This window comes from Pedobacter sp. SYSU D00535, from assembly GCF_017355855.1.
Lineage (GTDB): Bacteria > Bacteroidota > Bacteroidia > Sphingobacteriales > Sphingobacteriaceae > Desertivirga.
Genome location: NZ_JAFEWD010000016.1, coordinates 1 through 23,786 on the forward strand (window position 1 = coordinate 1; position 23,786 = coordinate 23,786).

General features: G+C 46.1%; 25 protein-coding genes and 1 tRNA gene. 18 read left to right on the plus strand and 8 right to left on the minus strand.

Annotated elements, in window-relative coordinates:
* Window positions 1-464 precede the first annotated feature (464 nt).
* Both atpC and atpD read right to left on the minus strand, forming a co-directional pair.
* Entirely contained in the window at window positions 465-710 is a 246-nt protein-coding gene (atpC, locus tag J4N23_RS19830; RefSeq protein ID WP_207429590.1) for an ATP synthase F1 subunit epsilon, read from the minus strand.
* Between the two features lies 1 nt (window position 711).
* Window positions 712-2,217, minus strand: a complete 1,506-nt coding sequence (atpD, locus tag J4N23_RS19835; protein ID WP_207429591.1) for a F0F1 ATP synthase subunit beta — start codon at window positions 2,215-2,217, stop codon at window positions 712-714.
* A 199-nt stretch (window positions 2,218-2,416) separates the two neighbouring features.
* Between atpD and J4N23_RS19840 the strand changes: the two genes are divergently transcribed.
* The 4 genes from J4N23_RS19840 (at window position 2,417) to floA (ending at window position 5,128) form a co-directional block, all read left to right on the plus strand.
* Entirely contained in the window at window positions 2,417-2,737 is a 321-nt protein-coding gene (locus J4N23_RS19840; RefSeq protein ID WP_207429592.1) for a hypothetical protein, read from the plus strand.
* Window positions 2,738-2,793: 56 nt separating this feature from the next.
* The gene (locus tag J4N23_RS19845) at window positions 2,794-3,048 is read left to right on the plus strand and encodes a hypothetical protein (RefSeq protein WP_207429593.1); all 255 of its coding nucleotides are present in this window, start codon (window positions 2,794-2,796) and stop codon (window positions 3,046-3,048) included.
* A 79-nt stretch (window positions 3,049-3,127) separates the two neighbouring features.
* Window positions 3,128-4,042 (plus strand): dTDP-4-dehydrorhamnose reductase, encoded by a 915-nt coding sequence (rfbD, locus tag J4N23_RS19850; RefSeq protein ID WP_207429594.1) that lies wholly within the window; start codon window positions 3,128-3,130, stop codon window positions 4,040-4,042.
* A 102-nt stretch (window positions 4,043-4,144) separates the two neighbouring features.
* On the plus strand, window positions 4,145-5,128 hold the full coding sequence (gene floA / locus J4N23_RS19855) for a flotillin-like protein FloA (RefSeq protein WP_207429595.1): 984 nt from the start codon (window positions 4,145-4,147) through the stop codon (window positions 5,126-5,128).
* A 2,378-nt stretch (window positions 5,129-7,506) separates the two neighbouring features.
* On the opposite strand, the gene J4N23_RS19860 is transcribed toward floA, so the two are convergent.
* On the minus strand, window positions 7,507-7,734 hold the full coding sequence (locus J4N23_RS19860) for a hypothetical protein (protein ID WP_207429596.1): 228 nt from the start codon (window positions 7,732-7,734) through the stop codon (window positions 7,507-7,509).
* Between the two features lie 408 nt (window positions 7,735-8,142).
* Window positions 8,143-8,367, minus strand: coding sequence for a hypothetical protein (locus J4N23_RS19865; protein ID WP_207429597.1), 225 nt, complete (start codon window positions 8,365-8,367; stop codon window positions 8,143-8,145).
* 68 nt (window positions 8,368-8,435) lie between these two features.
* Between J4N23_RS19865 and J4N23_RS19870 the strand changes: the two genes are divergently transcribed.
* The 4 genes from J4N23_RS19870 to J4N23_RS19885 all read left to right on the plus strand — a co-directional run bounded on the left by J4N23_RS19870 (window position 8,436) and on the right by J4N23_RS19885 (window position 11,215).
* Window positions 8,436-8,509: transfer RNA gene (locus J4N23_RS19870), tRNA-Arg, on the plus strand.
* Window positions 8,510-8,572: 63 nt separating this feature from the next.
* A complete protein-coding gene (locus J4N23_RS19875) occupies window positions 8,573-9,145 on the plus strand; it encodes an adenylate kinase (RefSeq protein WP_207429598.1) in 573 nt (190 codons plus the stop codon).
* A gap of 136 nt (window positions 9,146-9,281) precedes the next feature.
* Window positions 9,282-10,283, plus strand: a complete 1,002-nt coding sequence (obgE, locus tag J4N23_RS19880; RefSeq protein WP_207429599.1) for a GTPase ObgE — start codon at window positions 9,282-9,284, stop codon at window positions 10,281-10,283.
* Window positions 10,284-11,059: 776 nt separating this feature from the next.
* Entirely contained in the window at window positions 11,060-11,215 is a 156-nt protein-coding gene (locus J4N23_RS19885; protein ID WP_207429600.1) for a hypothetical protein, read from the plus strand.
* On the opposite strand, the gene J4N23_RS19890 is transcribed toward J4N23_RS19885, so the two are convergent.
* On the minus strand, window positions 11,212-11,802 hold the full coding sequence (locus tag J4N23_RS19890; protein WP_207429601.1) for an archaeosortase/exosortase family protein: 591 nt from the start codon (window positions 11,800-11,802) through the stop codon (window positions 11,212-11,214). The genes J4N23_RS19885 and J4N23_RS19890 overlap by 4 nt on opposite strands.
* Before the next feature lie 159 nt (window positions 11,803-11,961).
* Between J4N23_RS19890 and gmd the strand changes: the two genes are divergently transcribed.
* The 3 genes from gmd to J4N23_RS19905 all read left to right on the plus strand — a co-directional run bounded on the left by gmd (window position 11,962) and on the right by J4N23_RS19905 (window position 15,302).
* Window positions 11,962-13,074, plus strand: coding sequence for a GDP-mannose 4,6-dehydratase (gmd, locus tag J4N23_RS19895; RefSeq protein WP_207429602.1), 1,113 nt, complete (start codon window positions 11,962-11,964; stop codon window positions 13,072-13,074).
* 84 nt (window positions 13,075-13,158) lie between these two features.
* Window positions 13,159-14,154, plus strand: coding sequence for a mannose-1-phosphate guanylyltransferase (locus J4N23_RS19900; RefSeq protein WP_242689304.1), 996 nt, complete (start codon window positions 13,159-13,161; stop codon window positions 14,152-14,154).
* 197 nt (window positions 14,155-14,351) lie between these two features.
* Window positions 14,352-15,302 (plus strand): GDP-L-fucose synthase, encoded by a 951-nt coding sequence (locus J4N23_RS19905; RefSeq protein WP_207429603.1) that lies wholly within the window; start codon window positions 14,352-14,354, stop codon window positions 15,300-15,302.
* A gap of 71 nt (window positions 15,303-15,373) precedes the next feature.
* On the opposite strand, the gene J4N23_RS19910 is transcribed toward J4N23_RS19905, so the two are convergent.
* The 3 genes from J4N23_RS19910 to J4N23_RS19920 form a co-directional block, all read right to left on the minus strand.
* Window positions 15,374-15,550, minus strand: a complete 177-nt coding sequence (locus J4N23_RS19910) for a hypothetical protein (protein ID WP_207429604.1) — start codon at window positions 15,548-15,550, stop codon at window positions 15,374-15,376.
* 189 nt (window positions 15,551-15,739) lie between these two features.
* Complete coding sequence (locus J4N23_RS19915; protein WP_207429605.1) at window positions 15,740-15,916, minus strand: hypothetical protein; 177 nt, start codon at window positions 15,914-15,916, stop codon at window positions 15,740-15,742.
* Window positions 15,917-15,965: 49 nt separating this feature from the next.
* The gene (locus J4N23_RS19920) at window positions 15,966-16,118 is read right to left on the minus strand and encodes a hypothetical protein (protein ID WP_207429606.1); all 153 of its coding nucleotides are present in this window, start codon (window positions 16,116-16,118) and stop codon (window positions 15,966-15,968) included.
* A gap of 527 nt (window positions 16,119-16,645) precedes the next feature.
* Between J4N23_RS19920 and J4N23_RS19925 the strand changes: the two genes are divergently transcribed.
* The 7 genes from J4N23_RS19925 to rfbH all read left to right on the plus strand — a co-directional run bounded on the left by J4N23_RS19925 (window position 16,646) and on the right by rfbH (window position 23,773).
* Entirely contained in the window at window positions 16,646-17,416 is a 771-nt protein-coding gene (locus tag J4N23_RS19925) for a DUF6266 family protein (RefSeq protein ID WP_207429607.1), read from the plus strand.
* 529 nt (window positions 17,417-17,945) lie between these two features.
* The gene (locus J4N23_RS19930) at window positions 17,946-18,626 is read left to right on the plus strand and encodes a hypothetical protein (protein WP_207429608.1); all 681 of its coding nucleotides are present in this window, start codon (window positions 17,946-17,948) and stop codon (window positions 18,624-18,626) included.
* Window positions 18,627-18,700: 74 nt separating this feature from the next.
* The gene (locus J4N23_RS19935) at window positions 18,701-19,735 is read left to right on the plus strand and encodes a ferredoxin--NADP reductase (RefSeq protein WP_207429609.1); all 1,035 of its coding nucleotides are present in this window, start codon (window positions 18,701-18,703) and stop codon (window positions 19,733-19,735) included.
* Between the two features lie 10 nt (window positions 19,736-19,745).
* Window positions 19,746-20,516, plus strand: a complete 771-nt coding sequence (gene rfbF / locus J4N23_RS19940) for a glucose-1-phosphate cytidylyltransferase (RefSeq protein ID WP_207429610.1) — start codon at window positions 19,746-19,748, stop codon at window positions 20,514-20,516.
* A 20-nt stretch (window positions 20,517-20,536) separates the two neighbouring features.
* A complete protein-coding gene (gene rfbG / locus J4N23_RS19945) occupies window positions 20,537-21,625 on the plus strand; it encodes a CDP-glucose 4,6-dehydratase (RefSeq protein WP_207429611.1) in 1,089 nt (362 codons plus the stop codon).
* Complete coding sequence (locus J4N23_RS19950; RefSeq protein WP_207429612.1) at window positions 21,613-22,512, plus strand: NAD(P)-dependent oxidoreductase; 900 nt, start codon at window positions 21,613-21,615, stop codon at window positions 22,510-22,512. The genes rfbG and J4N23_RS19950 overlap by 13 nt, the downstream gene beginning before the upstream one ends.
* Window positions 22,499-23,773, plus strand: a complete 1,275-nt coding sequence (rfbH, locus tag J4N23_RS19955) for a lipopolysaccharide biosynthesis protein RfbH (protein ID WP_207429613.1) — start codon at window positions 22,499-22,501, stop codon at window positions 23,771-23,773. Before J4N23_RS19950 ends, rfbH begins: the two co-directional genes overlap by 14 nt.
* Window positions 23,774-23,786 lie beyond the last annotated feature (13 nt).

The window sequence follows — 23,786 nt, forward strand, 5'->3', positions numbered from 1 at the left end:
TAGTTCAAGGGATCCTGAAACCAGTTCAGGATGACGATGAAAGGAGAGGTAGGCGAAGATGAGCAACTTCAGCTTACGGTCTTGGGTGAAAACAGTTGAAAAAGCACCAGGAGCTCTTCGGAATTTGTAATTCCGAAGTTCCTATCGTAGGTTCTAAGAACTGGTAGGAAGTTGCAACGTAGCTGGATTGTAAATCCAGAGATACGGCTTCGAGATTGCAAATCTAGAAGAGCGTGTGTGAAAATGATGACTAGGTGCAAACAGTTGAAAAAGCACTAGCGCTACTTCAGATCGTCATGCTGAATTTAGTTTAGCATCTCTTGAGTAATAAAAAAACGGGATCACGCAGGGCAAAGGTCAATGGAAAATTTTCGTCCCGGGTTCTCTCTCCCCCAACTATATCCCCGAAAAAAAAAATAGCCGGATGAATTGCTTCACCCGGCTATTTCTCTTACCAGTATAAATTACAGTTCTACGCCTTCGGCAAGGACCATGATTTTATTGTCCAGTACTTCTACCACTCCACCCTTGATCAGAAAGCTTTCGGTTTCTTTTCCGTTACGGATGATCACTTGTCCATCTTCTAATGTAGAAATGATAGGAGCGTGGTTGTTCAAAACTTCGAAAGAACCCTGTACACCAGGAACGGTTACAGAAGTAACTTCTCCTTCGTATACTTTTTTATCTGGTGTTAAAATTTCTAAAGTCATATTATGCGTTTGCTTCAGCTAGTAATTTCTTACCTTTTTCAATAGCATCCTCAATAGTACCTACAAGGTTGAATGCAGCTTCAGGATATTCATCCACTTCTCCATCCATGATCATGTTGAAACCTTTGATGGTATCTTTGATGTCAACAAGTACACCTTTTAATCCGGTGAACTGTTCAGCTACGTGGAAAGGCTGCGATAAGAAACGTTGAACACGACGAGCGCGTGAAACGGTTAATTTATCTTCTTCAGAAAGCTCATCCATACCTAAGATAGCGATGATATCCTGAAGCTCTTTGTAGCGCTGAAGAATTTCTTTTACACGTTGAGCTGTATCGTAATGCTCGTTACCTAAAACCATTGGGCTAAGGATACGTGAAGTAGAATCCAATGGATCCACCGCAGGGTAAATACCTAACTCAGCGATTTTACGTGAAAGTACAGTTGTTGCATCTAAGTGAGCGAAGGTAGTAGCCGGAGCAGGGTCAGTCAAGTCATCCGCAGGTACATATACCGCCTGTACAGATGTGATGGAACCACGTTTAGTTGAAGTGATACGCTCTTGCATCAAACCCATCTCTGTTGCAAGTGTTGGTTGGTAACCTACCGCTGATGGCATACGTCCTAAAAGTGCTGATACCTCTGAACCTGCCTGAGTAAAACGGAAGATATTGTCGATGAAGAAAAGGATATCACGTCCTTGTCCCTGACCATCACCATCACGGAAGTACTCAGCGATTGTAAGACCTGATAATGCTACACGTGCACGGGCACCTGGAGGCTCATTCATCTGACCAAATACGAAGGTCGCTTTTGAATCTTTCAGATCTTCAGCGTTGATCTTATCCAGGTTCCATTCACCTTTCTCCATTCCGTGCATAAACTCCTCACCATATTTAATGATGCCTGATTCAAGCATCTCACGAAGAAGGTCATTACCTTCACGGGTACGCTCACCCACGCCGGCAAATACTGAAAGTCCTGAATACGCTTTCGCGATATTGTTGATCAGCTCCTGAATAAGTACTGTTTTACCTACACCCGCACCACCGAACAATCCAATTTTACCACCTTTTGCATAAGGCTCTAAAAGATCGATTACTTTGATACCAGTGAAAAGTACTTCAGTTTCTGTTGATAAATCTTCAAATCTTGGTGGCTGGGCGTGGATAGGACGACCGTTCGCTTTGTCAAGGTCAGCGATACCGTCGATAGCATCTCCAACAACGTTGAATACACGTCCTTTGATACCTTCGCCAATAGGCATTTTAATAGGTGCACCTGTATCTACAACAGGCATACCACGTACTAGACCGTCAGTTGAGTCCATCGCGATGGCACGAACACGGTCTTCTCCAAGGTGCTGCTGCACCTCAAGGACGATCTTTTGTCCGCCAGCCTTAGTGATCTCTAATGCGTCAAAAATCTGAGGCAGCTTAGCATCGTCTGCGAAGCTTACGTCAACTACGGGTCCGATGATCTGCGCTATTTTTCCAATGTTTGGCATATGAATTTTGGTGAAGAATTGTAATTCAATTAAATAAGCATATTTATTTATGCTATTTTTTTGGTTCGCAAAAATACGTTTTATCCAATAAATTCAAATGCCTGTTAAAAAAGATTTTAATTAATTTTTGAAAGCCTGCTCTTTTGCGAAAAACTGGCCCAGAAATGGCTTATATATCCCAGTAATAATCTCAATACTTATGAAAACTTCAATTAATAAAATAGTACAATTTGGAGCGAAGATGACAGTGATCCTGATGCTCCTGTCTATATCCCTTGTTTCGTATGGGCAGAACGAATTTCCTGAGCGAACCACTCATGCCGAGCAGGCCAATACTTATTTGCACAACTGGGAAGTAGACCCTAACGGAGTGCCTAATACCAGTGCCTGGTATGTGCAGCCCTGGATCTGGTCTATCGTAGCCGCGGTGTTAATCCTCGTGGTGGCATTCTTCGCTCGTGGCGGAGGTCGTCAGGATCAGCCCTTCGGATCGGAACGCGGAGTGCGTCAATCTTCTTAGTGGCACACATATTGCATTTAAGTTAACACACTTAGTATCAACTAAAATTTTTAACCATGAAAAACAGTATTAAAAAATTAGCAAAGGTGGATGTATGGGTTTCTGCCTTTGTAATCACCTTAAGCATTCTTTTCGGTTCAACTGCTTTCGCACAATCCTCCGTTCCTGAGCAAGTGGACGTAAATATAAACGCCGACACTGGTGGAGGTGGCGGCTGGTACGCTCAACCATGGGTTTGGGTAGTAGGGGTGGCATTGTTTATCATTATCATTATTGCCATCACCAGAAATGGAAGCAGCCGGGAGGTCTAGTCCGGGCAACCGAAAATAGAAAAGGGCGAACCAGGTGTTCGCCCTTTTTGCTTTGCCGCCCTTTGTTCATATTTGAAATATGAAACGCATCCTGGTAACCGGCAGTAATGGTCTGCTCGGACAAAAGCTAACCGATCTTCTCTTAACCCGATCAGAAATCTCCCTGATCGCCTCCTCTAAAGGTCCGAATCGTCATCCTGTAGCAAGGGGATATATCTATGTTGATCTGGATCTCTCAGACAAAAGCAGGCTCGAAACTGCCATCACTACCCATCGACCTGATGTCATTATCAATACCGCCGCCATCACCAATGTAGATAGCTGTCATAAAGAGCGGGATTTATGCTGGAAAATTAATGTCGAGTCGGTGAGTCATCTTGCCGCACTTTGCCGAGAATACGCTATTCATTTGATTCATCTCTCTACGGATTTCGTTTTTGATGGTGAGGAGGGGCCTTATAGGGAAGAGGACCAGCCCAACCCATTGAGCTTTTACGGAGAAAGCAAACTGGCCGCCGAGCGCTTGGTGCAGGACTCGGGCTGTCGTTATACTATTGTGCGCACTATCCTGGTTTATGGCATCACCGCGCAGATGAGCCGCTCTAATATTGTTCTCTGGGTGAAACAGTCGTTGGAAGCGGGAAAACAAATACAAGTAGTAGATGACCAGTTCCGGATGCCCACCCTGGCCGAGGATCTGGCAGCGGCTTGTTTGGCAATCGCCGAGCAGGAAGCAACTGGCATCTATCATATATCCGGAAAGGATATGTTATCCGTTTTAGAGATCGCCCTTCAGGTGGCCGATTTCTGGAAGCTCGACAAGTCGCTTATTACGTCTGTCTCCTCCGGAACATTGAATCAGGAAGCTAAAAGACCGCTTAAAACAGGATTTGTACTCAATAAAGCTATTCGTGATATCCATTATCAACCTCATTCGTTTCAGGAGGGGCTCGCCCTGTTGGATCAGCAGTTGAAGGAGGGAGGATACTTGTAGAATATTTTGGATTAGAATTTAATTAGTTGATATTTGAGAAGATAGGGAACGGATTGCTGTTCTTTACCTTAATCATTTAGATTCTAATTAAACAACCTAAAAATGGACAATGGCGTTTCTTTATTGCTTACAGTAGTTGGGGCAATAGTAGCTTTATTTCTTTTTCTGTATATCCTACCGATTAACCTTTGGTTTACGGCCCAGCTTTCCGGAGTGCGGATTAGTCTGTTGAACCTGTTCCTGATGCGGCTGCGGAAAGTGCCGCCTTCTTTAGTGGCCAATGCAATGATCACCTCCACCAAGGCGGGACTTAATCTTACCTCGAATGATATCGAAACCCATTACCTGGCAGGAGGTAACGTGAATAACGTGATCAAAGCGCTTATCTCGGCAGACAAAGCCAATATCCCGCTCGATTTTAGACTAGCTACCGCGATTGACCTGGCGGGTCGTGATGTATTTGACGCTGTTCAATTATCCGTAAATCCAAGGGTCATCAATACCCCTCCGGTGGCAGCAGTAGCAAAGGATGGTATCCAGCTGATCGCGAAAGCCCGGGTAACAGTAAGAGCAAACATCAATCAACTAGTGGGTGGTGCCGGAGAAGAAACGATTCTGGCCCGGGTAGGTGAGGGGATTGTAACCACCATTGGTTCAGCAATCAACCATAAAGAAGTATTGGAAAATCCCGACCGGATATCCAAAGTGGTATTGGAAAAAGGATTAGACAGTGGAACGGCGTTTGAGATCCTCTCCATTGATATTGCGGATATCGATATCGGTGATAATATTGGTGCCAAATTGCAAACAGATCAGGCAGAGGCCGATTTGAAGGTGGCAAACGCCAGAGCCGAAGAACGCCGCGCTATGGCAGTAGCCTCAGAGCAGGAAATGCGCTCCAAGGCCCAGGAAGCACGTGCAAAAGTAATCGAAGCAGAAGCGCAAGTACCACTTGCCATGGCTGAAGCATTCCGTTCCGGGAATTTGGGTGTGATGGATTACTACCGCATGCAAAACCTGAAGTCCGACACCGAAATGCGCGACGCAATAGCGAAGCCAAATCCGGGTAAGGGTAAGCAGTCGTAAGTGATCGGACGACTCCAAGTCATCCGACCACTAAAAGAGAGCAAGACCGGGGGAGTTCCCTCATAGCCGGGCAGGCCTAGTGCTGCTGCTATTTTCTTCCAACTTTTTCTTGACAAAAAGTTGGGCAAAACTTAGCGAAGCGATCTCTTTCAGGCCATTAAAAATAAAATTAACCCTGAAAAACTCAAGGACTTCCCAAGGTGCCTTTTGGCTCAAATCATCCGCACAGTTCTGTCAGCAGCGCTCAGGGCTGCGCCTGCTTCGCCCTCTAGCTCATATCCATCGCTTCGCAACCAGCCAATGCCCTTTTCCATCACACAAGGCTTGCTGCTGCCAGAACTTTATCCGGCACTGAGGGAAGTCCGGCCCTCCGGATCAACGTTACTACTAAAATCATGTCGCTTTAACCCTAGTACCTTTTATCAAGTGCACTACCGGTTAGCTTGGTTGAAAACTTGTAGTTCCGTTGTTCAGGGGACCGCCGTCCCGTAAGTTCCGGAAAAATTTGCGCATCGGCTGGCCTGTGTATGGGGATGGGGCCTTGGCTGGTTGTCTGAAGCCAAGGCATGAGCGACTTCAGGGGACAAGCAGACGCAGCCCCGAGCTGATGCGCAAATTTGTGCGGCTGACCTGTGCGGCAAAGGAACATTCGGGAAGGCTTGGGTTTTTTTTCTTTTTGTGTCAAGACAAAAAGAAAAGAAACATTTTTTAGCGAAGCGGTCTCTAAAGGACTTCTCAAAGTACCCAAAAATGCTTCCTAGTTTCTTCTCCAACTTTTTCTTGACAAAAAGTTGGGCAAAAGTCAAGGACTTCCCAAGGTGCCTTTTGGCTCAAATCATCCGCACAATTCTGCCAGCAGCGCTCAGGGCTGGGCTGCTTTGCCCTCTAGCTCATATCCATCGCTTCGCAACCAGCCAATGCCCTTTTTCATCACACAAGGCTTGCTGCTGCCAGAACTTTATCCGGCACTGAGGGAAGTCCGGCCCTCCGGATCAACGTTACTACTAAAATCATGTCGCTTTAACCCTAGTACCTTTTATCAAGGGCACTACCGGTTAGCTTGGTTGAAAACTTGTAGTTCCGTTGTTCAGGGGACCGCCGTCCCGTAAGTTCCGGAAAAATTTGCGCATCGGCTGGCCTGTGTATGGGGATGGGCCCTGGCTGGTTGTCTGAAGCCAAGGCATGAGCGACTTCAGGGGACAAGCAGACGCAGCCCCTAGCTGATGCGCAAATTTGTGCGGTTGACTCGTGCGGCAAAGGAACATTCGGGAAGGATTGAGTTTATTCACAGGTTTATTTGTTTTTTAATGGTGTTCATGGTCTCGCTTCGCTCGGCATTGTTTCTTTTTGTGTCAAGACAAAAGGACTAGGCCCTTCCGCGGCCATGAGCGGAAATACAACGATCCTCGCTCTTCGGAATTTGCAATTCCGAAGTTCCTACCGCAGGATTTGTAATCCGAAACCTGCTGTTTTATTGTTTGCACGGTCGCAGGAACCACTAACGACGAGTTTTTCTTGTCATCCTGGCGGTAGGAGGGAACTGAAGTTTTTTTTGCCCTCATAGCCGGGCAGGCCTAGTCCTTTTCTCTTGAAAGAAAAGGACCCAAAGTTCAAGGACTTCCCAAGGTGCCTTTTCGCTCAAGACAACCGCACAGTTCCTGCATCAGCGCACGAGGGCTGCGCCTGCTTGGCCCCAGTCACACAAGTTCAACGCTTCAGCCAACCAGCCAATGCCCTCTTCCCTGGCTCAAGCCCTGCTGATCCGGGAACTTTATCCGGCACTGAGGGAAGTCCGGCGCTCCGATCCACGCTACTACTAATACCATTGTCCCTTTCACCCTGGTGCATTTTATCAAGGGTAGTACCGGTTAGCTTGGTTGAAAACTTGCAGTTCCGTTGATCAATGGAATCGCCTGCCCGTAAGTTCCGGGAAAAATTTGCGCATCAGCTGGCTAGTGTATTGGGATGGGGCCTTGGCCGGTTGTCTGAGGCCAAGGCATGAGCGACTTCAGGGACAAGCAGACGCAGCCCGGAGCTGATGCGCAAATTTGTGCGGCTGACCTGTGCAGCAAAGGAACATTGGGGGAGGCTTGAGTTTTATTCACAAGTTGATTTGATTGTTATTGGTGTTCATGGTCTCGCTTCGCTCGGCATTGTTTCTTTTTTGTGTCAAGACAAAAAGAAAAGAAATAAAAATTAGCGAAGCGCTATTAAAGTTAGCAGGAACGACTTGCGAACGGTGTTTTTTGTCATCCCAATGATAGGAGGGAACTTAAATTTCTTTGCCCTCATAGCCGGGCAGCCTAGGTACTTTTTTCTTGATAAAAAAGTACCCAAAACTTAGCGAAGCGATCTCTTTCAGGCCATTAAAAATCAAATTAAATCCTGAAAAAATCAAGGACTTCCCAAGGTGCCTTTTGGCTCAAATCAACCGCACAGTTCTGCCAGCCGCCGCTCAGGGCTGCGTCTGCTTTGCCCCCATGCTCATTCCCCTCCCTCCGCAAACCAGCTAATGCCCTTCCATCACACAAGGCCTGCTGCTGCCAGAACTTGTTCCGGCACTGAGGGAAGTCCGGGCCTCCGATCCACGCTACTACTAATACCATTGTCCCTTTCACCCTAGTGCACTTTATCAAGGGTAGTACGGTTAGCTTGGCTGAAAACTTGCGGTTCCGTTGTTCAATGGAACCGCCGTCCCGTAAGTTCCGGGAAAAATTTGCGCATCAGCTGGCTAGTGTATGGGGATGGGGCCTTGGCTGGTTGTCTGAAGCCAAGGCATGAGCGACTTCAGGGGACAAGCAGACGCAGCCCCGAGCTGATGCGCAAATTTGTGCGGCTGGCCTGTGCGGCAAAGGAACATTCGGGAAGGCTTGACTTTTTGGTCCTTTTGTGTCAAGACAAAAGGACTAGGCTCTTCCGCGGCCATGAGCGGAAAAACAACAACTTTTGCTCTTCGGAATTTGTAATTCCGGAGTCTTGCAGTTCATCGATTTACGTCTGCTTTGCCCCCATGCTCATTCCCCTCCCTCCGCAAACCAGCCAATGCCCTTCGCCATTGCACAAGGCCTGCTGCTGTCTGAACTTTTTCCGGCTCTGAGGGAGGTCCGGCCCTCCGGATCAATGTTACTACTAAATACCAGTGTTGCTTCTAAAATCGGAACTGCTGCATGAGCGAGGCAGCTTGCATTATTAAATGATTTGACTAATCCAATTTTATCCTCCTCAAAACCAGCACCCAAACCATTTTTTTCAAAAAAATATTTTATCCTTTAAAAACGATTTCTATCTTTGCAGTCCGTTAACACAGGGACTTGTAGCTTAATTGGATAGAGCATCTGACTACGGATCAGAAGGTTAGGGGTTCGACTCCCTTCAAGTCCACAAACCAAATAGAAAGCCTTTTCGTCCAAATCGGAAAGGCTTTCAAATTTAAAAACAATCTTAATGCTCAATCTAGTTTTGTTTGGCCCTCCGGGAGCCGGTAAGGGAACTCAATCCCAAAAGCTTATTGAAAAGTATCAGCTTGTTCACCTCTCCACCGGAGATATTCTCCGAAATGAAATCGCAAACGGCACTGAACTTGGCCTTGAAGCAAAAAAGCTGATGGATCAGGGTGTGCTTGTTCCGGATGAAGTAGTGATCGGTATGATCAGCAATAAGCTGGATGCCAACAAGGATGCAAGAGGTTTCATTTTTGATGGTTTTCCGAGAACTGTTGCGCAGGCAGAGGCCCTCGACATTCTTTTAGCTTCTAAGCAAACTGCTATTTCCGGGATGATCGCTTTAAACGTGAACGATGCGGAGTTAGAGAAGCGTTTGCTGCTAAGAGGGAAAGATTCAGGCCGTCCTGATGACGCCGATCCGGCAATCATCAGAAGAAGGATTGAAGAGTATAACAATAAAACTGCTCCGGTTGCCAATTACTACAAGTCGCAGGGCAAATACGTAGGTATTAATGGTATTGGTAGCATCGACGAGATCTTTACCGAGATCTGCAACGTAGTAGATAAGTTCTAGTAACATTTCATATAGTATAGAGCGGATACGAAGTGAACCTTCTATCCGCTATTTTTGTATTAAAGGGGGAGTAAGGAAGCACGGAGGTTCTCGTAGCATCTCCCTTTATTTTAATAACAGATCAATTTTCAGCACTATGTCTCAGGGATCCAACTTCGTTGATTATGTCAAAATCTGCTGCCGCTCCGGTCATGGAGGTGCAGGTTCTGCCCATTTACATCGCGATAAGCACACCGCGAAAGGGGGACCTGACGGCGGCGATGGCGGGCGGGGAGGTCATATCATATTAAAGGGAAGTACCCATATCTGGACCTTGCTGCACTTGAAATATCGTAAGCACGTAATTGCCGAAAATGGCGAAAGCGGAGGAAGCGCTCTCCGGACGGGACGGAACGGAACCGACGAAATTTTGGAAGTGCCCCTCGGCACGATTGCGAAAGATGCAGAGACAGGGGAGGTGCTGTTTGAGATTACTAAAGATGGTGAAACCAGGGTGCTAACTGCCGGCGGCAGGGGCGGGCTGGGTAACTGGCACTTCAAATCGCCCACCCAGCAGACACCCCGGTTTGCACAGCCCGGCGAGCCAGGTAAGGAAGAGTGGATGATCCTGGAGTTAAAGGTGCTGGCGGATGTCGGTTTGGTCGGATTCCCGAATGCCGGGAAATCAACACTGCTATCCGTAGTATCGGCGGCCAAGCCGGAAATCGCAGATTACCCGTTCACTACGCTGGTACCTAACCTGGGTATTGTTTCCTATCGGGATAACCGCTCCTTTGTAATGGCTGATATTCCGGGAATTATCGAGGGCGCCTCCAAAGGAAAAGGACTGGGTATCCGCTTTCTGCGACATATCGAGCGGAACTCTGTCTTACTCTTTCTAGTACCTGCCGATACCAGTCGAAGTATAAAAGAAGAATATCAGATTTTACTGAATGAGCTGGAAGACTACAATCCCGAGCTGATGCACAAGCCACGTATCCTGGCCGTAAGCAAATCAGATCTTTTGGATGAAGAGTTGAAAGAAGAGATGAAACAGGACCTTCCTGCTATTCCTTATGTTTTTATCTCCTCCGTGGCGCAGCAGGGAATTCAGGAGCTCAAAGACCAACTTTGGAAGGTGATTAACCAGGGTCAGTGATCGGACGACTCCAGTCATCCGACTATTAAGGTAGAACCAAATCTTCGCCTGCCTTAAGCTTTTTGGGAATAAAAGAGTCGAAAAACAAGAATTTCAGCGTCGTTCGTCAGTTCGTTAGGTCCTAATAACCCTTTGGACGAATTTTAAGCTAGAGAAACTCTAAACGGATCGCTCGTTTTATTAGGAAAATAAAAAGCGAGTCCAAGGCTTCCTTGCACATTTTTGAAAAATTTGCACATTAATAACTTCACAATTTCTTTTTACGTTATTAGTAATAAATAAACGCTCAGGATATATGCTCTTAGAAATTGTGATTATCTTAATTGTACTGGCCTACCTCTGGATCGCTTACGAGCTAACACATCCTTATGTCCCTCATGAAGAGGATTAAGGGTGTATGAGCCGGTGTAGTCGCAACTTGCTCTTTTAGCTTAGCAGGGTGACGAACGCGTAAGCAGCTGAAGCGAGAAGGATCCCTCCCAGAATGAGTTCGCTGTAAATATTGTTTCGTTGTAGTGTGTCTTTGTCTTTCATGTGTTTTTGATAGGATTGAGATATTTGTAGTAAACGTTGACAAATTTAGAAAAAAAACTAATGTTTTCTGGATTTTGTTTGTGTTTTATCTATAAAGCGCTGTTTTTTATTTATTTATCTTTTTTGAGCCCATTGCGTTGAAAAACCTTTAAAATTCGTAGGGACAAGGGCCGTCTTTTTTAATCCTTGCTCTTCGGAATTTGCAATTCCGAAGCTCCTATCGTAGGTTCTGTGAACCGGCAATGAAAACGCCGCTATTGATCCTTCCGACCCGTAATCGGAGAGGGGGGGCGACTGGATTACAAATCCAGGGATATGGCTTCGAGATTGCAAATCTCGAAGAGCAGCGAAATCTGGAAGAGCAGCATTCTACTAAACCTAAAAATAAGGAAACCTAGTGTTGCGCAGCAAGCATTGCCCGCTTTTTGCCGCCCAGGTTTACCCAGATCACTATCAAAAAGAACAGGCAAAGATAGATCACGAAGTTAAAGGCATCGTGGTGGTTGGTAAAGCCGAGAAAGGAGTCTTCTTGGGACAGACACAGGTAAATAAAGCGACCCATATTCAGCAGTTGAATAAAGGCAATTCCAAAGAAAAAAAACAGGATCTTCTCTTTTAATGGCTTCGGATAGGCCACTACAAAGGCCGTAAAGAAGTTCATCACCCCAAAACCAAGGCAGGGATATGCTACTATCACCCCACCCTGACCAGGAATCCTTAGCCAGTCACCATAGACAAAACTTGGATAGCCGATCAGGCTGATCACCATTTTTGTAGCTCCCAGGAGGATATGGGTGAAGCCTCTTAAATAGTTGAAATGATCGTCGATAAAAGGACTGTAATAATTTCTGGGGGTAACGATACCTTCGAAGGCCCAATGCCAGTAATCGAGCACGAAAAAGAGGCCTAAAAATACAAGGAGAAAACGGTAAAGTGGCTGACGCCATACCTGTTCTTTAAACCTTCTCCCAAATTTTCTATACATAGACCTACTTTTTACGAAAGGCGGGCTCAAGGGTTACCGAAAAGACGATCCTAAAAAAAGGCATTAAATTTTTTTCAAAAATTCAAACGATCTGTTTTTCTTTTTGTTAAGAAATGAAAGAAAACGTGATAATATTGTAATTTGAATTAACCTTTACACATGAAAAAAGCACTTTTGACCGGCATTACAGGGCAAGACGGCGCCTACCTGGCCGAATTTTTATTAAAAAAAGGATACGAAGTTCACGGTATCAAACGCAGAAGCTCCCTGTTTAATACCGACCGTATCGATCATCTCTATCAGGATCCTCATGAAGAAGACGTGCGTTTTATCATGCATTACGGTGATTTAACTGACTCCACCAATCTGATTCGCATCATTCAGGATGTGCAACCTGATGAGATTTACAACCTGGGTGCTATGTCTCATGTAAAGGTAAGCTTTGATACACCGGAATACACAGCAAATGCCGACGGCATCGGAACCCTTCGGATTTTAGAAGCGGTTCGCATTTTAGGATTAACACAAAAAACAAAAATATATCAAGCTTCCACTTCTGAACTGTATGGTTTGGTGCAAGCGGTGCCTCAATCGGAAACTACTCCCTTTTATCCCCGTTCTCCCTACGCTGTAGCCAAACTGTATGGATACTGGATCACGGTGAACTACCGCGAGGCCTATGGCATGTATGCCTGCAACGGTATCTTGTTCAATCACGAGAGTCCGCTTCGCGGAGAGACGTTTGTAACGCGTAAGATCACCCGTGCAGCAGCGAAGATCGCCTTAAACCTGCAGCAAAAATTGTATCTGGGAAATCTGGACGCACGCCGCGACTGGGGCCACGCCAAAGATTACGTAGAGGCGATGTACCTCATCCTGCAACAAGAAAAGCCAGAGGATTATGTCATTGCTACCGGTATTACCACTACGGTACGCGACTTTGTGAAAATGTCCTTCGCTGAATTGGGTATTGAACTGGCATTTATAGGAGAGGGTGTGGATGAAAAAGGTATTGTAGTAGCTTGTGCTGACCCGGATTATCAGGTAGAGATCGGTTCGACGGTAGTCGAAGTAGATCCTCGCTACTTCCGTCCGACAGAGGTGGAGCTCCTGATCGGTGATCCGACCAAGGCCATGACCCAATTGAACTGGAAACCGAAATACGATCTTCCCGCCCTCGTAAAAGACATGGTGCAGGCGGATGTGGAGAGCTTCCGCAGAGAAAAGATCTTGCTGGACGCCGGTTATCGCGTCTTGAATCAGTTTGAATAATACGAAACGTAAAGCCGGTTATCCCAGGATCTCCGGCTTTTTTGTACGTTTGTATTGGTTTATTTAAGAAATCTTATCCCTCAGATGATCAACGTAATACTCTCCGGAGGTGTGGGAAGCCGCTTGTGGCCGCTCTCCAGAAAGTCCCGTCCCAAGCAATATATCCCGTTATTTAATCAAAAGTCGCTGTTTCAGCTTTGTGCTGAACGAAACAGCGGGCTAGCTTCGAAAGTGACGGTAGTAGGGAACGTGGAAAATTATTTGCTTTCACAAGCCTGTCTGGATGCTGCAGGCATTCAATCGTATACAGAAATTGTGGAAGCGGCACCCAGGAATACCGCTGCGGCGATCGCTTTTGCTGCTTTTGCTGCCCAGCCGGAAGAGCTCATGCTGGTATGTCCATCAGATCACGTCATAGCCGATCCGGATGGATACCGGAAAGCGGTAGAAGCTGCTGCGGACCTTGCTTCTCAGGGCTACCTCGTTACTTTTGGCGTGGTGCCTACGAAAGCAGAGACAGGCTATGGCTATATCGAGTTCGAAGGAAATAATGTAAAGAGCTTCCGCGAGAAACCTTCCTTCAAGGATGCCCAGGAGTATGTGTCCAGCGGAGCTTTCCTTTGGAATAGCGGGATGTTCTGCTTTCAGGCGGGCGTGTATCTGGAAGAACTGAAGAAATACGAGCCGGCCCTGTACGAAGCAGCGGTACGCGCCTGGGAGAAACGAAACGGAGCCGAACTTCCTGCGGAAGAAACGATGCAAATTCCTTCACAGAGTATAGACTATGCGGTGATGGAGCGCTCCGATAAGATCAAGGTGGTTCCCGCCTCTTTTGGTTGGTCTGACCTCGGTTCTTTCGAGTCGATCTGGGAGTATTTTGAGAAGGAAAACGAGAAAGGAAATTTCTTTAATAATAACATGGTGCTCGGGATGGATAAGCACGTCGAGTTCCTCGGTGTGGAGAACCTTATCCTGGTAAACACAGAAGATGCGCTGCTGGTATTGCCGAAAAGCGTATCTCAGGATGTGAAGAAAATCTACGAACGCCTGGAGCAGGAAAAACCGGGACTGCTAGCCTAGTGCTCAGTCCTGCGATCGGACGACTTTAAGACCGAAGAATCGATCCTTGCAAGGCTTTTCTTTCTTGTCATCCCGACAAAGAAGGGATTTAATGCAAGTCGTTACTTTCTTGTCATCACGACCCTGGGAAGGGTCTCAAGCAGTCAATATCTAAAACAAACAAAGGGCAAAACCCTTAAAAATATTCAATAACCGTCATGGAAAAAAACGCTAAAATATACATTGCTGGTCACCGGGGCATGGTAGGCTCAGCGATCTATAGAAAATTGGAGCGGGAAGGGTACAGCAATATCATTACCCGCGGCTCCAAAGAACTGGACCTGCGTGATCAGGTAGCAGTAGCCAGCTTCTTTGCCGAAGAAAAGCCGGATTATGTATTTCTGGCTGCGGCAAAAGTAGGAGGTATTGTTGCTAACAATACGTATCGTGCGGAGTTTCTTTACGATAACCTGATGATCCAGAGCAACATCATCCACAACGCTTATCTTAATGGAGTGAAGAAACTGATGTTCCTGGGTTCCAGCTGTATTTATCCCAAAATGGCACCTCAACCTTTGAAGGAAGAATACTTGCTGACAGGCACCCTAGAGTCGACCAATGAGCCGTACGCTATCGCTAAAATAGCCGGAATCAAGATGTGTGATGCTTACCGGGATCAGTACGGTTGTAACTATATCTCGGTAATGCCGACCAACCTTTACGGTTACAACGATAACTACCACCCGGAGAACTCTCACGTGTTACCGGCGCTGATCCGGAAATTCCACGAGGCCAAGGTGCAGGGAAAGGATAAAGTGGTGATCTGGGGAACAGGCAGTCCGAAGCGGGAATTTTTGTTTGCAGATGATCTGGCAGAAGCCTGTTATTACCTGATGGAGAACTATAACGAAGCCGGACTGGTGAACGTCGGAACAGGTGAGGACATCAGCATCAAAGACCTCGCACTGCTGGTGAAAAAGATCATCGGCTTTGAAGGAGAACTTGATTTTGATACGACCAAACCAGACGGTACACCCCGCAAGCTAATGGACGTAAGCAAACTCCACGCGACCGGCTGGAAACACACCATCGAACTCGAAGAAGGAATCAACCTCGCTTATCAGGACTTCCTAAAGAAAGAACAAGCCGCGGAAGCGGAAATGGCATAAACAAGAAAGGCGGCTTCGGTCGCCTTTCTTGTTTTAAGACTTTCAAGGGAGTTTTATCAAAGCACCACCTCCTAATCCAGCTCGCCATTTGCAGGATAGGATTCTTGCGTCACTCTACTGCCTCCTGTACTCCCTTTAAAGTGGAAAGCGACGAAACTGTCCTCCGCTGGCGACCCTGTCCCGAATGTAAATTTCGGGAAGGTGCCGCAGGTGGAAGTGGTTTTCAATCCCGCCGATATACGGTTCATCAAGGTTCCTCAAATCTAATCAAGAGCGTCATCCCGACCTTAGGAGGGATCTCCCGGAACAGTGGTAGTACGCTTGCATTCTACTTTCACCCCCGGGGATGGTTACCTAACGTCGGCACGAGCCCCACCCTTCGTTCCTCACCATGACGTCGGTGGGAGAGTGGCTGCTACTCTCAATGAGCCGGTACATCAGCCATCCGTCGTTCTAGTTAACGCCGCAGCCAAGATTCCGCCCGATTTCCGTACATCCCCTCTTTCTTCGTCATCCTGAACTTGTTTCAGGATCTCTTGAGTTTTCACATCCACGTTACCTTCGCTGGTAGGAAGGCCCGGAACAGTGGTAGTACGCTTGCATTCTACTTTCACCCCCGGGGATGGTCACGTCACCCCACCCGCAGTCCCTAAGCTTCGTTCCTCACCATGACGGCGTGGGAGAGTAGCTGCTACTTTCAATGAGCCGGTACATCAGCGATCTGTCGTTCTTATCCAGAGCGTCATCCCGACCGTAGGAGGGATCCTCCAGAACAGCGGTAGTACTTACATTCAGCTTTTCATTTTTTTTTGTCACTGCCTCCGGATTAATTGTATTTTTAACAAAGCATCTCCTAATACCGTCTTTCCTCTATTTTTCCCAAAAGTTTACACTGACCTTATAGCGACCTTACAGCGACTTTATAGCGACCTTATAGCGATGTTTCTCCAGTATTCGCTCAGGATTGGTTCAGCTCTCCTTCAGTAAAAGCACCCGCTAGCTGGAAGATAACTGAGCAAGGTATCTTGCAGAAGAGGCCTCTACCAATTAAGGAATTATAAAAATGAAGAAGCACTTGTATAGCTTAACTACAATTAGCACATTGCCCTGTATAGCTCAATTACTATTAATCCCCTAACCTGTATAGCTTATTTAGGACGAGACATAGGACGAGACAGGACGAGACAAACCGGGGGCTAGTCCGCACCTTCTCCGCACCAGCTCCGCAGAAAAGTATATTTCGGCGGAGGAAGTGCGGGGAAGATCAGCTGCTACTCCGGTTCCGGCGACTACTTTTATAAAAATTCTTTATTATCTTTACGTTAACTTAATTACTTATCACAATGGCACGTTATTCGAAAGGAGTTTATGGGCCTATTACAGGTAAAATAGGCAACGTTATCGGGAGCAGCTGGCGGGGAATACCTTATTTCAGGAGCCGGCCGAGGAAATCCACGAAACCAGTTACGGAAAAGCAACAAGGAACCCGCACCTCTTTTACTTTCATGCAGAACTGGTTGAGTCCACTGCATAAATTGTTGATGATCGGCTTCGAATCGTATGCACCTCCGGCCACCGGCAGGCAATCCGCCCATTCTTATAATGCAAAGAACGCCCTGATCCAAACCGAAGGCGGCTATGAGATCGATTTTAGCAAATTTCTCCTCAGCTGGGGCGACTTACCCGGAACTGGCCAACTGGATATATCGATGAAGGATTCTACGACGCTGCTGATCACCTGGGACACCAGCATTCAGGGGGAGGCCGAGGGTGGAGACGCAGTGCTTTACATGGTCCATTTCCCCGACCCCGGTCTCTTTATGACAGGTATTGGTTTGCAATGCAGGCAGGACGGTAGGGCGGAGGTTAGCCTGGCGGAGGCGCTGGTTAATAGGCCGGGCTTCAGAATAGAAGCATTTGTTGCGTTTAAATCGCTAAAAACCAATAAAGTTTCTACCAGCCAGTATGCAGGAGGACTAACACTTAACGAAATGCAGGCAGAATTACCTGGCACAGCCGGGGCGGAAGGTCCAGCCTATTGTGAGCCTCAAAGCGTACCTTCAGGCCTTTTCAGCAAGTTCGTGCTTGCACCAGTTCTTCCTTCGTCCTCCTGAAATTTGCGCTGAACTTGTTTCAAGGTTTAATTTCAGGATCTCTTAAGCTTCAATTGTCCGCTAATCCTAACGCGGGAGTTGTTGGATGCCCCCGCTTCCTTCGTCATCCTGAATTTATTTCAGGATCTCTTGAGTTTCCACGCCTTTGTGCCGCAGGGTAGGAGGCCTCTATCAAATGATGCATCCTTACTGCAATTACCCTCGTTCAATCCCCCTTTCTCCACTTCCTTGTCCTCCCGACGCAGGCCGGTTCCGGAGTTCCAACTTGCCTTGCCGTCATGACTCCGGGGAATCTATCCGCTACCACATGACTTCTCAAACCACTATCCACCGTAACATTTTCCCATCATCCCTCGTATTTAGGAAGCCGGCAGAACGAACGCTACGATTAATTTTATGAAAATTTTAAGTAAAGCGATCGGTCATTTGCGTTTTCTGTTGTGTAATTGTTTTTTTTTTATGATTTTTAGCAAATAAATATAAAAGAGATAATTATTTTCTCTTCTGTATTTCAAAATCACATTTCTCGATGAAAAAGACTTTACTACTAGTACTTCTGTCTATAACCTCTACGCTGGGATTTGCTCAGTATAACTTTTATAAGTTCAGCGCGACGGCAGGAGTGGGGGGCACAAGCTTTTATGGGGATATGGCCACCAAACCGAGCTACGCCGGCAATGTAAATCTCGATTTTAACATCACGCCTTTTTCTACCCTTGGAGTAGAAGTGGTAAAAGGGCAGTTCGATAGTAATCCGGACGTGCACCTCCGCCAGTTTACCAATTCCTTCCTGGCTTATAACATCAATGGGAAGTTGACCCTCGGACAAGTGGTGGATTTTGAATCAAGTAATTTTTTGTATGCGATCAGAAATCTGTACCTGGGTGTAGGTGTCGGCATGATTAAGAATAAGCATACATCTATCGTACGTACCAAGACTAATCCCGATGGAAATCCGTACACGTTTCCTGGGGAATCAGACGGATCGAGCATGTATGTGCCAGTCAACCTGGGTTATAAATTCATGATCCAGGATCGCTTTGGCTTCAATAGATACCAGGTGCAACTGAATTATCAATTCAACACTGCTATGAAAGATAATCTGGATGGTTATCAGGATCCCCTTTACTTAGGAAATAAGTTCAAGGATTTCTATTCGGTATTTACGCTTGGACTTGGAATTTCTTTCGGACCGGAGGGTTTGTATTAGTTGTTTTCGTCCTTACCTTAAGAGTTTTCGCTCTTCAACCTGGACGAAATCTTCTAGTTATTTAGCAGCTATTAATGATTACCTATACATTAAAAGTAGTTGAGATCAGGAGAGAAACCTCGGATACGATTACGATTTCTTTCAAGCAGCCGGGATTAAAGAAAGTCAAATATAAGGCAGGACAATATCTATCTCTGATATTTAGGATAAACGGAAGAAAGCACGTCAGACCCTATTCTTTCTCCTCTGCACCCGGTGTTGATTCTTTGCTGGAAGTGACTGTTAAATTAATACCAGGGGGAATCGTCTCTACCTACTTGCATACCTCAGTAGTGGTGGGCGATGTAATTGAAGTAATCGAGCCGCTAGGTGATTTTGTAGTTCCCCAAAACTTGAATATAAAGCACCTAATGTTGTGGGGCGCCGGAAGTGGGATTACGCCACTCTATTCTATTTTGAAATCCGTTCTTCATTCTCATCCTCTCATTCATGTCACTTTGGCTTACTGTAATAAAACAAAGGCGGATACGATTTTCTATACGTCCTTAAATAGCCTCGAAAAAGAATATTCAGAGCGTTTCACCTGGTATCAGTTCCTGACAAGGGAGACACTCGGCGATTGCTCTCATAGGATACAGAATTGCCGAATATCTGGTGAAAGTGTGAAGGGGATAGTGCAACGTATAAAGCACCTCGAAAGCAGTATTCACTATATATGCGGACCGGTTGAGTTAAAGCAGACGGTAAAAAGCGGGCTGGTAGAATCGGGGGTGGCTCCACATCAAATACATTCTGAGGATTTTGAGCACGTTGTTAATGAAGAGGAGCTCGGGGATATTACAGACCGGTTGGTTAGAGTAAACTTGGCTCAGGAAGAAAAGGAGTTTAAGGTTCAGCGGGGGAAAAGCATACTCGAGGCAGCTCTGGATGCAGACTTAGAGATACCCTATTCCTGTCAGACCGGGTCTTGCGGCCAATGTAAAGGAATTTTAAAAACCGGCTCAATAAGAACAATAGGTCAAGAGCACCCAGCCGACAGGCTCGCCGAGGGAGAACACCTATTATGTTGTTCCTATCCACTCAGTGATGATATAGAAATTTTAGTTTAAATATCAGAAAATGAAAGTAGTACTATTAGCCGGGGGATTGGGGACCAGGCTGTCAGAAGAAACCTCTTTACGTCCGAAGCCAATGGTTGAAATCGGCGGCATGCCTATGTTATGGCATATCATGAAGATTTATTCGGCCCACGGATTCAATGATTTTATTATTTGTCTCGGCTATAAGGGCTATTATATCAAAGAGTATTTTTCCAACTACTTCCTCCATAAATCCGATGTAACTATAGATCTTAAGTCGAACTCGGTAAAGGTGCATGATTCCCAAGCTGAGCCCTGGACGATCACGCTCGTCGATACGGGAAATGAAACGATGACGGGCGGCCGGATCAAAAGAATAAAGCCGCATATAGGCAACGAGCCATTCCTGCTTACCTATGGAGATGGTGTTAGCAATGTCGATATAAAAGGCCTGGTAGAATACCACAAATCACAGGGGAAGTACTGTACGGTGACCGCTGTCCAACCTTCAGGGCGTTTTGGTGCGCTCAATCTTTCTGAAGAAAATCAGGTAGACTCCTTCCTAGAGAAGCCGAAAGGAGACGGCGCCTGGATTAATGGAGGATTTTTTGTGTGCGAGCCTGCAGTTTTTAACTTCATTGACGGGGATAGTACCATTTGGGAAAGAGACCCGATGGAGCGAATAGCTGCGGAGAAGCAAATGACTGCCTTCAAACATACAGGTTTCTGGAAGCCTATGGATACCTTGAGGGATAAACATGAGCTGGAAGAGGATTGGTCTAAAGGGAAGGCACAATGGAAGATTTGGTAATTTTTAGAACAAGACAATAGATGCAGTTCTGGGACATTTATAAAGGAAAGAAAGTACTATTAACCGGCCATACCGGATTCAAAGGGTCCTGGATGGCTATTTGGTTGAAGATGTTAGGCGCCGAAGTGTATGGCTATGCGCTCGCACCTTCTGGTCCGGAGGACAATTTTGTCACCTGTGGACTTGCTTCCGAGATCAATCATCTTGAGGGCGATGTAAGGGACGGCAACAAATTGAGAGCCTATTTCCAGGAGCTGCAACCAGATATTGCATTTCACCTGGCTGCTCAACCACTCGTACTTCTTTCCTATGACGATCCCGTTGGTACCTTTGAATCGAACCTGATGGGTGTTGTCAACTTTTTTGAAGCGGTTCGCGCAACACCTTCGGTAAAGGCAGCGATAAATGTAACAAGCGACAAATGCTACGACAATAAAGAGTGGGTATGGGGCTACAGAGAAAATGACCCTATGGGGGGAAAAGATCCTTATAGTGCCAGTAAAGGCTGTGCCGAACTTATTACCTCCTCGTACCTTCATTCCTATTTTAGTGCGGAGGGGACAGCTGCAATTGCATCCGCCAGAGCTGGTAATGTGATAGGAGGGGGCGACTGGGCCAAGGACAGAATTATTGCAGATTACTTTCGTGCTTATCGAAAGGATGAGAAGCTGCTGGTTCGAAATCCTTATGCAACCAGGCCCTGGCAACATGTGTTGGAGCCACTGAGTGGCTACTTGAATCTGGGTGCGAAGCTTTTGCAGGAGGGGAAGAAATATAGTGGCGGTTGGAACTTTGGTCCCGAGGATACGGCTAATTATTCGGTAAAGGATCTTATTGAAAAACTGCTTGTATTAGATAAAAGAGGCGGCTATACGACTCCTAATAATCTAAATAAACCTCACGAAGCCACTTTTCTAAAGCTGGATATTTCAAAAGCTGTCAATTTCCTTCAATGGCGGCCTGTATTAAATTTCGATGAGACGGTACAGTTTACGTATACGGGATACAAAGACGAATTGAGTACCAGAGATGTTTTGAAACACCGGAGGATACAAATTGGTGAATATGTGGCTAAAGCCCATGAAAAAGGTATAGCATGGAGCCATTAAGGAAGATATTGGTTACGGGAGCCTCCGGGTTTGTCGGGAAACATCTGGTGAGGGGCTTATGTGAAGCAGGCTACCAGGTGGTGGGGCTAGTCAGAGAAAATTCAGACACAAGGGCGTTACCGCAACTGCCAGATTGCCATCTTTATTATCTTGAGGGCGGGCTCGAAAAGCTATTTTTTGATTTTGAAATTCAGGGCATAATACATACTGCAACCTCCTATGGTAAATCAGGGTTACTGTCAGAAGTGTTAGAGACCAACCTCGTGTTACCGGTGAAATTGATCGAAGCAGGGATATCAAGGGGACTTCAATTTTTCATAAACACAGACACCTTTTTTACCAAATCTTCCGGAACTTATCAGTACCTGAACCAGTATACGCAGTCGAAGCAATTCTTCATGAAAGCATTGGAGGGGTATAGGGGAAAGATAAAGTGTATCAACTTTAAGTTGGAGCATGTATACGGCGAAGGTGATGGAGATTCGAAATTTGTGACGCAGATACTGAGACGTCTTCTTGCAAACGAACCGGCTATCGATTTAACCGATGGTTTACAAAGGAGAGATTTTATTTATGTAAAGGACGTGGTATCGGCCTATAGAACTATACTTGAGAAGCTACCTGTATTAGATGATTATACGGAGTTGGAAGTAGGAACAGGTGAGTCGGTAAGTATCCGGCAGTTCACCGAAACTGCGAAGAAGCTGACAACATCAACCTCCGTTCTTAATTTTGGTGCCCTGGCTACTCGTCCGGGCGAATTTAGCGAGTCAAAAGCCGATAACGAAAGGCTGAGGATTTTGGGCTGGAGGCCCACTTTTAACCTAACTCAGGGCTTAACAAAGATTATTACACACGAAAAATCGATAAGAAATGATACAAATTAATGGAAGAGAAATTTCATTAAAAACTTCAAATCCGGTAATTGCGGGAGAGTCATATATTCCGGTAACCGGTAAAATAATTGAGGAAGATGACCTGCTGTTGGCATTAGAAGCAGTGGCCGATGGATGGCTAACAGCCGGCCGCTTCGCCAACGAGTTTGAAAGCTCCTTTGCTTCTTATTTTGGTGCTGCTAAATCTTTATTGGTTAATTCAGGATCATCAGCGAATCTGGTGGCGTTTTATGCCCTAACCTCCCCGAAGCTGGGAGACAGAGCGATCAAGCCGGGCGATGAGGTGATTACCGTTGCAGCCGGTTTTCCAACAACAGTAAACCCGATCATTCAGTTTGGAGCAATTCCAGTATTCATTGATGTGGACATTGCAACACACAATGTAAAACCGGAAATGATAGAGGCTGCTGTATCTCCGAAAACAAAAGCGATCATGATTGCGCATTCCCTGGGAAATCCCTTTGATTTGGATGAAGTGATGCGGGTGGCAAAAAAGTATAATCTTTGGGTGGTGGAAGATGACTGCGATTCCTTGGGGGCTACTTATAACGGTAAAAAAACCGGTACTTTCGGAGATATTTCAACCTTCTCATTCTATCCTGCTCATCATATTACGATGGGAGAAGGTGGAGCTGTTTTAATTAACAATCCTGAATTGGCAAAGGTCGCAGAAAGCTTCCGCGATTGGGGTAGAGATTGTTACTGTGAACCCGGGAAGGACAATACCTGCGGGTGCAGATTCGGGCAACAACTGGGCTCCCTTCCTTATGGATATGATCATAAGTACACCTACTCACACATTGGCTTCAACCTGAAAGTGACTGATATGCAGGCGGCGCTCGGAGTATCTCAACTAAAAAAAGTAGATCGTTTCGTTGAAAAGAGAAGACAGAATTACCGGGCCCTGTACGAGCGAATGAAGGAGTTTGAGGAAATATTCATTCTTCCGGAACCAACTCCCAATTCTGATCCATCCTGGTTCGGGTTCCTGATGACTTTGCGGGAAGGAGATGCGGCAGACAGACACATGTTAGTGCAGCATTTGGAAGCTAACAAGATAGGCACGCGTCTGCTTTTTGCAGGCAACCTACTTCGTCAGCCTGCTTATGCAAACATAAATCATAGGGTTGTGGGCGACTTAACCAATACCGATATTATAATGAATCAGTCGTTTTGGTTAGGAGTTTGGCCGGGGCTTAATGAAAGTCATTATGATTACATGGCGCAAGTTATAAGAAATTATATAGGATAAAGTGTTCGCTTAG

Excerpts from the sequence above, each read along its gene's own strand:
- atpD (WP_207429591.1), bottom strand. The coding sequence starts at position 2,217 with ATGCCAAACATTGGAAAAATAGCGCAGATCATCGGACCCGTAGTTGAC.
- J4N23_RS19930 (WP_207429608.1), top strand. The coding sequence starts at position 17,946 with ATGAAAAAGACTTTACTACTAGTACTTCTGTCTATAACCTCTACGCTG.
- rfbH (WP_207429613.1), top strand. The coding sequence starts at position 22,499 with ATGATACAAATTAATGGAAGAGAAATTTCATTAAAAACTTCAAATCCG.
- J4N23_RS19900 (WP_242689304.1), top strand. The coding sequence starts at position 13,159 with ATGATCAACGTAATACTCTCCGGAGGTGTGGGAAGCCGCTTGTGGCCG.
- rfbG (WP_207429611.1), top strand. The coding sequence starts at position 20,537 with ATGCAGTTCTGGGACATTTATAAAGGAAAGAAAGTACTATTAACCGGC.
- J4N23_RS19845 (WP_207429593.1), top strand. The coding sequence starts at position 2,794 with ATGAAAAACAGTATTAAAAAATTAGCAAAGGTGGATGTATGGGTTTCT.
- J4N23_RS19875 (WP_207429598.1), top strand. The coding sequence starts at position 8,573 with ATGCTCAATCTAGTTTTGTTTGGCCCTCCGGGAGCCGGTAAGGGAACT.
- rfbF (WP_207429610.1), top strand. The coding sequence starts at position 19,746 with ATGAAAGTAGTACTATTAGCCGGGGGATTGGGGACCAGGCTGTCAGAA.
- obgE (WP_207429599.1), top strand. The coding sequence starts at position 9,282 with ATGTCTCAGGGATCCAACTTCGTTGATTATGTCAAAATCTGCTGCCGC.
- J4N23_RS19885 (WP_207429600.1), top strand. The coding sequence starts at position 11,060 with ATGAAAACGCCGCTATTGATCCTTCCGACCCGTAATCGGAGAGGGGGG.
- gmd (WP_207429602.1), top strand. The coding sequence starts at position 11,962 with ATGAAAAAAGCACTTTTGACCGGCATTACAGGGCAAGACGGCGCCTAC.
- J4N23_RS19905 (WP_207429603.1), top strand. The coding sequence starts at position 14,352 with ATGGAAAAAAACGCTAAAATATACATTGCTGGTCACCGGGGCATGGTA.
- J4N23_RS19935 (WP_207429609.1), top strand. The coding sequence starts at position 18,701 with ATGATTACCTATACATTAAAAGTAGTTGAGATCAGGAGAGAAACCTCG.
- J4N23_RS19925 (WP_207429607.1), top strand. The coding sequence starts at position 16,646 with ATGGCACGTTATTCGAAAGGAGTTTATGGGCCTATTACAGGTAAAATA.
- floA (WP_207429595.1), top strand. The coding sequence starts at position 4,145 with ATGGACAATGGCGTTTCTTTATTGCTTACAGTAGTTGGGGCAATAGTA.
- J4N23_RS19890 (WP_207429601.1), bottom strand. The coding sequence starts at position 11,802 with ATGTATAGAAAATTTGGGAGAAGGTTTAAAGAACAGGTATGGCGTCAG.
- J4N23_RS19860 (WP_207429596.1), bottom strand. The coding sequence starts at position 7,734 with ATGGTATTAGTAGTAGCGTGGATCGGAGGCCCGGACTTCCCTCAGTGC.
- rfbD (WP_207429594.1), top strand. The coding sequence starts at position 3,128 with ATGAAACGCATCCTGGTAACCGGCAGTAATGGTCTGCTCGGACAAAAG.
- J4N23_RS19950 (WP_207429612.1), top strand. The coding sequence starts at position 21,613 with ATGGAGCCATTAAGGAAGATATTGGTTACGGGAGCCTCCGGGTTTGTC.
- atpC (WP_207429590.1), bottom strand. The coding sequence starts at position 710 with ATGACTTTAGAAATTTTAACACCAGATAAAAAAGTATACGAAGGAGAA.
- J4N23_RS19840 (WP_207429592.1), top strand. The coding sequence starts at position 2,417 with ATGAAAACTTCAATTAATAAAATAGTACAATTTGGAGCGAAGATGACA.
- J4N23_RS19910 (WP_207429604.1), bottom strand. The coding sequence starts at position 15,550 with ATGAACCGTATATCGGCGGGATTGAAAACCACTTCCACCTGCGGCACC.